A 6,309-nucleotide genomic window follows, 5' to 3' on the forward strand; every position below is an offset into this window, starting at 1 on the left:
GAGCCCATCATGGACAATTTTCCGGATGTGGTGATGCAGCGCGCGTATGCGCGCGTGGAGCGCGAGGCGATTGACGGCAGTCGCGAGCAGGCTGAACCGAAGGCGATCCTCATCGGCGGCCAGCCCGGTGCCGGCAAGACGGCCCTCGCGCGTCAGGCGATGGGGGAACTCAACGAACGCGGTGGTGCCGTTTTGATCGACGCGGATCGCATGAGGGAGAACTTGCCGCAGTACAGCCGGCTTCTTCGCGAAGATCCGCGACACGCGGCTGACTTGACGCATGCCGACGCCGGTCGATGGGCCGGCCGGCTAACCACGGCCGCATCCGACGCGCGGCGTGATCTTGTGGTCGACGGGACGATGCGCAACCCCGATAGCCTGCGCAATCTGGCACGGCGGCTCAAGGAGCGCGGCTACACGCTGGAGGTTCGGGGCGTCGCTATGCCAGCCGAGGTGTCGCTCACACGTGCGCAGATGCGTACCGAGCGAGAAATCGCGACGACGGGCGTGGGGCGGGTTGTCAATCCCGAGCAGCACGACCAGGCGTATGCCGGCATGGTCGAGACGGTCGCGTTGCTCGAGCGAGAGAAGGCAGTGGATCGAATCTTGATCCTCGATCGGCATCACCGCGAGGTCTACCGCAACGAACTGCATCAGGGTGAATGGCGCGAGCCGCAAGCGGCCGCCGCGTCGATCGTGCATGAGCGCGAGCGTCCGATGACGCGCGACGAGATAGCCCATCACGTTCAAATGCTCGATGACATTCGTGACGCTCGTACCGGGCGAGGTGCGCCGGCACCGGAGATTGCCGACATCTCGCTGCGTCGTGAACAGGCGCTACGCGTCCGGGAGAGGGATGCGCAAGCACTGGCCAACGGGGCGTCTGCGGATGCGCGGCCGGCGCCGGAGCGTGGCTTGCGCGACGTCCTCCGGTCAATGACCCGTGACGTGCCGAACCTCGGTGGCCGCTTCCCCGATCCGGTCGCCGAGGAAATCGCCGCGTCGCGTCATCTGCCCGCGCTCGAGGCCAGGCTTCGCTCGCACGGGATGACTCACCTGACACCGCTGGACGCCGGCGCGTCGTCGGTCGTGCTGGCGGCCGACGACAAGCATGTGGTGCGGCTCGGTACTGGCGATCTTGCCGTTCGGCCAAAAATTCCAGAGGTCTTGCAGCCGGTGGCGAGCGGCACCGAAGGCAATCTGCGATACGAAATCATGCCCCGCGCCGAAATGCGAGGCGTGACATCGGCCGACGTCGCGCGCACCGCCGATGCGCTTCGTCAGCGCGGTTACCACTGGGGCGATCAGGGCGTCGACAATCTGGGCATCGTGGACGGTCGTGTGGTAGTCGTCGATCCGGGGGGCATAGAGCCGGTACGCGAACGGGCCATTCTGCCGCCCGCACACCAACCGGATCAGGCAAAGACGGAGGTCGAAGTCGATACGGCGCGCGCGCCGCGCCGGCGTACCGTTGACCACGCACGCGACGCGGAGCGCGGCCGTGCGTTCGACACGCTGGGCCGTGACCAGGCGCTCGCCCTCTTCCCCGAGCTCGACGCGGCCTACCACCACCTCGAAACGCGGACCTCGATCAGCACGGTTCCCCACAGCGAACTCGAACGCGCCAACCTGTCCGAGCTGATCCATCGCGGCCAGCTACCCGAGGGTGACGTGCCGGACGATGTTTCGCGCCGGGCGATCGGCCTGGCCGGCGATCACCACAACCTGATTTTGCGCGATGCGCAGAAGCTGGAGCGCCACTACCGCGGCGAGGTGCTCGCCAACTCGACGCACCACTCGCTGGTCAAGATCGGTCAGACCGTCGGCATCGTCTATCCGCGCGATCGATTGTCCCGCGACGTGGAGGTCGGCGAGCAGGTCGCGATTCAGTATTCGCCAGATAGCGCGCTGCACCAGGTCAAGGAGCGCGATCACGAAGCAGAACGCGCAGACCGATCACACGACCACCAGCTTTCTATCGAGCGATAGGCGCCGCCATGTCTATTTTCAATCGCCCCCGCCGTGCGCGTCCCGTTCCACATTTTACGCGGCTCTATCTGGCCGAACGTCGACACATTCGCCGTCGGCTGTGGACCAGTCCGAGACTGCTGCGTACCGAAGCCGATTGGGCGACACGTTACGTCGTGCAGTGGCTCGCGCTGTGCTGGTTGGCATGGGCTCCGGCGTTGTTGCTCTGGGGGCGACTGATCTCCAACGGGTTCCACCTGGACTACCCGATCGTCGTCGAGCCGCGCGCGTCGCTGCCGATGTACGCGTTCGCCGGCCTCGTTGCTTCGCTGTTCTACGCGTGGTGGCGACCGTACATCAGCTACGTCGAGCTGCAGGTCAGGCGCCACATGGACGACTGGTACCGCGCTGTATGTGAAGCAGAGCGAACCGGCCGCCTGTATTAGTCCAGCAACGAATCACCGCCATTTTTTGACTGTTGACCACACCAAGAGGAAGACCATGAAATTCACGAAGAACACGCTCCTGATCGTCGCCTTGTCGGGCACGGCGTTACTTGTCGGTTGCGCGACCACCGGCAACGAGCACCTCGAATCCGCGACGCAATCAAGCGTTCAGGCCCAAATCCAGCAGGGCAAGAGCACGAAGCAGGACGTTCAGGATGCTTTCGGTTCACCGAACAAGACCACGTTCACCGATTCGGGTCTCGAGATCTGGACATACGAGCTGGCTCACGCCACGCCGCACGCTATCAACTTCGTGCCGATCGTCGGTGCGTTTGCACATGGCGCTGACGTGCGGAAGAAGACGCTGACCGTGCTGTTCGACGACAGCGGCGTCGTCAAGAAATACACGTTTGCCGAGACCACCGACGTGGCCAAGGGAGGCATCGGCCAGTAGCGCCTGCCTGATCGCAATTTAGTGGCGGGAAGGTGCTGTTCCTTACCTTGCGCCTTCCCTTTGACGCCAGCCGGCTTGCCGGCTGGTCTTTTTCCCCGATCTCGCGTTTCTGTAGAGGCACCCGTAATGAATCGATATCGCGCATCTTCCATCGAGCGCCGGCGAGCTGCAGCCTCGATCACCTGGCCAGAAGGCACGTTGATCCTGACCAATCCGGACCCCTCTGCCCAACGCACGCTGAAGGGCGCGGCGGTCGCGCTTGCGGCGGCGGCTTGCCTGTTTTCCATCACCGGCACAAACGGGCCCTTGCAGTCCTGGGCTCGCTCGCGCGCGTACCTCGACATGCGACCTGCCATGGAGGCCGCGCTGAAAGGCGGAAATCGTTCCGCCGGTACATGGCTTGCCGTTCATTTCAATCGCGACTATCCGGGCTTGCTCCAGGCCGAGTCGGACGCTGGCGAACCGACAGCGATGTACCTGGTTGCTCGCATGCACCTGCAAAAGCACGCGGGTTTCGGCCACACCACGGCGGCGACCGATACGGATCAGGAAAGCGGCATGCAACTCATGCGTCGAGCCGCGGCGGCAGGCAGTCAGGACGCCCTGCGCTTTTTGGTCAGTGGGCATGCGAACTGAACGCCACGATGGAATTGGACAAATACGCGGCATGTAAAGGAGAAAGCCGTATGCATACGCGCCCCTTGACCCCCCCCGTTCATCGTCGACATGTGCGAATCATGCTCGGCGTGTTGGCGGTCGTTACCTGGTTACTGATTGCGCCTATTGCTTACCTTGATGCGCTCGGATTCTGGAATAGCACGGAGCCCGTGTTCATCGCCGCGATTGTTACGGCGCTACTGTTCTTGCCGGCTGTACGTTCGACGTGCACTCGTCGTGGAACGTGGAGCGCACTACGTCGCGCGCAGCGCGGTTTGCACCGTTTCGGCATGTATGTCTATCTCATTTGCATGCTGTTGATGATCGTGATCGTCGGGAACTTCGATTCGCCGGCGGCCAGGTTGGCGGAATCGGCTTTCGACTTGTGTTTCGACGGAATGGTAGCCGGCGCAACGTTGTACTTCTGGAGCCTACTGGCGCTGCCGGTCTTGCACGGTCTCGCCCGCACTGAATCGGCGTGGAAGCAGCGAGGTGCGCGATGACCGGTCGAACTCGCGTTCTGCGCGGCTTCGTAGTGGCCGTGTTGGTGGCGTTGCTTGCGTGGATCGTTGGCGGTGTCCTCGCTCGCCAGGCACGCGCGCAGGAGTTTCTGTCGCCGGAGCAAGCGTTCCGCGTTCGCATGACCGAAGAACGTGGCGCTGTCGTCCTCCATTTTGCGGTCGCCGACGGTTACCGACTTTACGGCGACCGCTTCCGGGTCGCGAGTGACGACGGCCGCGCGCACCTCGGTGCAATTCAGCACGGCGCCGGCAAGGTCGTCGCTGATCCGAGCTCTGGGCGTCCGGTTGAGGTGTTCGAGCGGGAAGTGACGTTGCGTGTGCCGGTCAATGCTCGCGAGATGTTCGGCCTCACGGTGACCTATCAAGGCTGTGCAATCAACCAGATCTGCTATCCGCCGATGCAGCGGACCTTTCCAGTGATTGCTGCTGCACTGCTGTCGCAGTCGGAGGCGTTGCGATGACGGCCGTCCTTTCTCGCTTCTCGCGGGCGCTCGAGGCGCGTATCCAGTACGCCTATGCGGTCCGTACGACAGACCCCGGTTCGCCAGCGTGGTTCAACTACCTCCATACCGGTCGGCAACACGCGATAGCACTCGCTCGAGCGTGCGCTAGCGACCATGACGGGGAATGTCCTCCTCTGATTGCCGATATCCCGATGCTGCGCGACGCCTTCGAGGGTGCCGAGCTTGAGATTCACCAAAGGCAGCGCCGTCAGATCGATGGCGATGTTGCCGAAAGAAACCCCCTCTGTTCCCGGAATCTTGGCGGAGGACAGGAACAGAGGGCTCCAGGTCCTGCGCGAGCGCAGGCGTAAACGTCCCGTAGACCGGGCACTCGTTGTTAAGCGGGGATTGTAATGAAATTTTCGAAACGCCCTACACCACGCGGTTTATCGATCGCGATCGCCGCGGCGATCGCATCGATGGCTGGTCCAGTGCATGCTCAGACGTCCGGAGATGGTGCGCTTTCAGATGGGAATGGTGCCGTTGCCTCTGGCGATTATTCCGTTGCGATCGGCACGGCGGTTACCTCTGCCGGGCCGCGCTCGTTGAGCTTTGGTTACGCGTCGACGGCGGCCGGCGCCGATTCGATCGTGCTCGGGACGTCCAGCACCGCGCAGACGAATGCGGTAGCGGTCGGCAATACGACGGCGGCCGGTACGAATGCAACGGCAATGGGTTTCGCCGCCACTGCTGCGGGCAATGGTTCCGTCGCGATCGGAACCGGCGCCGTCGCGAACAATTCGCAGGATGTCGCAATCGGATCGGGATCCACGACCGGCGCCGCGCACCCGCTTAGTAGCTTCGGTATTGCTGGTGAGAACTACTCGGTGGCGGGATCAACGTCCAACGGGGTGGTGAGTTTCGGTGCGCCGCAAAGTCCGAGGCAACTGACTAATGTTGCCGCCGGCGCCGTTAGTGCAACAAGTCTCGACGCCGTCAACGGATCCGAGCTCTATCAAATGGGACAGGCAGTTGGGAGTCTCTCTACGTCGACGAGTCAGTCCGTGACGTCGCTGTCGACTGCGACCGCCAACAATGCCACAGGAGTTGCCGCCGTCTCTTCCGGACTCGCTACGCTGTCAACCACCGCCTCACAATCTTTGTCGTCGCTATCGACAGGGCTCTCGAGCAACACGGCCAACGTCACGAGCCTGTCGAGCAGCGCAGCATCAAGCGTAGGTTCGCTCTCAACCAGCGTGGCCGGCGCCGGTACGGCGTTGGCCAGCTTGTCGACCGGTATTGCGCAGTCGGCCACGTCACTGTCAACGGGCCTGGCAAGCAACACGGCCAGCGTCACGAGTCTGTCGAGCAGTACGGCATCAGGCTTTGGTTCGCTCTCAACTGGGCTGTCCGACGTCGGCACGACGGTCGCGAGCTTGTCGATGAGCACGGCTGCAGGGTTCTCGTCACTGTCGACGTCGACCGCTCAAACGGTCAGCAGCCTGTCAACCGGCGCGGCCAGCGCGATCGGTTCGTTATCGACCGGGACCGCGCAGGCTGTCACGTCGCTGTCGACGGGCCTCACCAGCAACACGGCCAACATCACGAGTCTGTCGAGCAGTACGGCATCAGGCTTTGGTTCGCTCTCAACTGGGCTGTCCGACGTCGGCACGACGGTCGCGAGCTTGTCGACGAGCACGGCTGCAGGGTTCTCGTCACTGTCGACGTCGACCGCTCAAACGGTCAGCAGCCTGTCAACCGGCGCGGCCAGCGCGATCGGTTCGTTATCGACCGGGACCGCGCAGGCTGTCACGTCGCTG

The 6,309-nt window shown here is 63.3% G+C and carries 7 protein-coding genes; all 7 read left to right on the forward strand.

Annotated features, from left to right (window positions below):
• Window positions 1-9 precede the first annotated feature (9 nt).
• Window positions 10-1,989, forward strand: coding sequence for a zeta toxin family protein (locus QZM15_RS32755; RefSeq protein ID WP_109343299.1), 1,980 nt, complete (start codon window positions 10-12; stop codon window positions 1,987-1,989).
• An 8-nt stretch (window positions 1,990-1,997) separates the two neighbouring features.
• Entirely contained in the window at window positions 1,998-2,414 is a 417-nt protein-coding gene (locus QZM15_RS32760; protein ID WP_109343298.1) for a hypothetical protein, read from the forward strand.
• A gap of 55 nt (window positions 2,415-2,469) precedes the next feature.
• Complete coding sequence (gene bamE / locus QZM15_RS32765; protein WP_058904131.1) at window positions 2,470-2,868, forward strand: outer membrane protein assembly factor BamE; 399 nt, start codon at window positions 2,470-2,472, stop codon at window positions 2,866-2,868.
• Window positions 2,869-2,994: 126 nt separating this feature from the next.
• The gene (locus QZM15_RS32770; RefSeq protein ID WP_163125533.1) at window positions 2,995-3,504 is read left to right on the forward strand and encodes a hypothetical protein; all 510 of its coding nucleotides are present in this window, start codon (window positions 2,995-2,997) and stop codon (window positions 3,502-3,504) included.
• A 50-nt stretch (window positions 3,505-3,554) separates the two neighbouring features.
• Window positions 3,555-4,028, forward strand: coding sequence for a hypothetical protein (locus tag QZM15_RS32775; protein ID WP_146211727.1), 474 nt, complete (start codon window positions 3,555-3,557; stop codon window positions 4,026-4,028).
• A complete protein-coding gene (locus QZM15_RS32780) occupies window positions 4,025-4,507 on the forward strand; it encodes a protein-disulfide reductase DsbD N-terminal domain-containing protein (protein WP_109343295.1) in 483 nt (160 codons plus the stop codon). The genes QZM15_RS32775 and QZM15_RS32780 overlap by 4 nt, the downstream gene beginning before the upstream one ends.
• Before the next feature lie 395 nt (window positions 4,508-4,902).
• Window positions 4,903-6,309, forward strand: a 1,407-nt coding sequence (locus tag QZM15_RS32785) for a beta strand repeat-containing protein (protein ID WP_367883046.1), incomplete at its 3' end; no start/stop codon positions are given.

The organism is Burkholderia sp. AU44665, from assembly GCF_030504405.1.
Classification (GTDB): domain Bacteria; phylum Pseudomonadota; class Gammaproteobacteria; order Burkholderiales; family Burkholderiaceae; genus Burkholderia; species Burkholderia semiarida.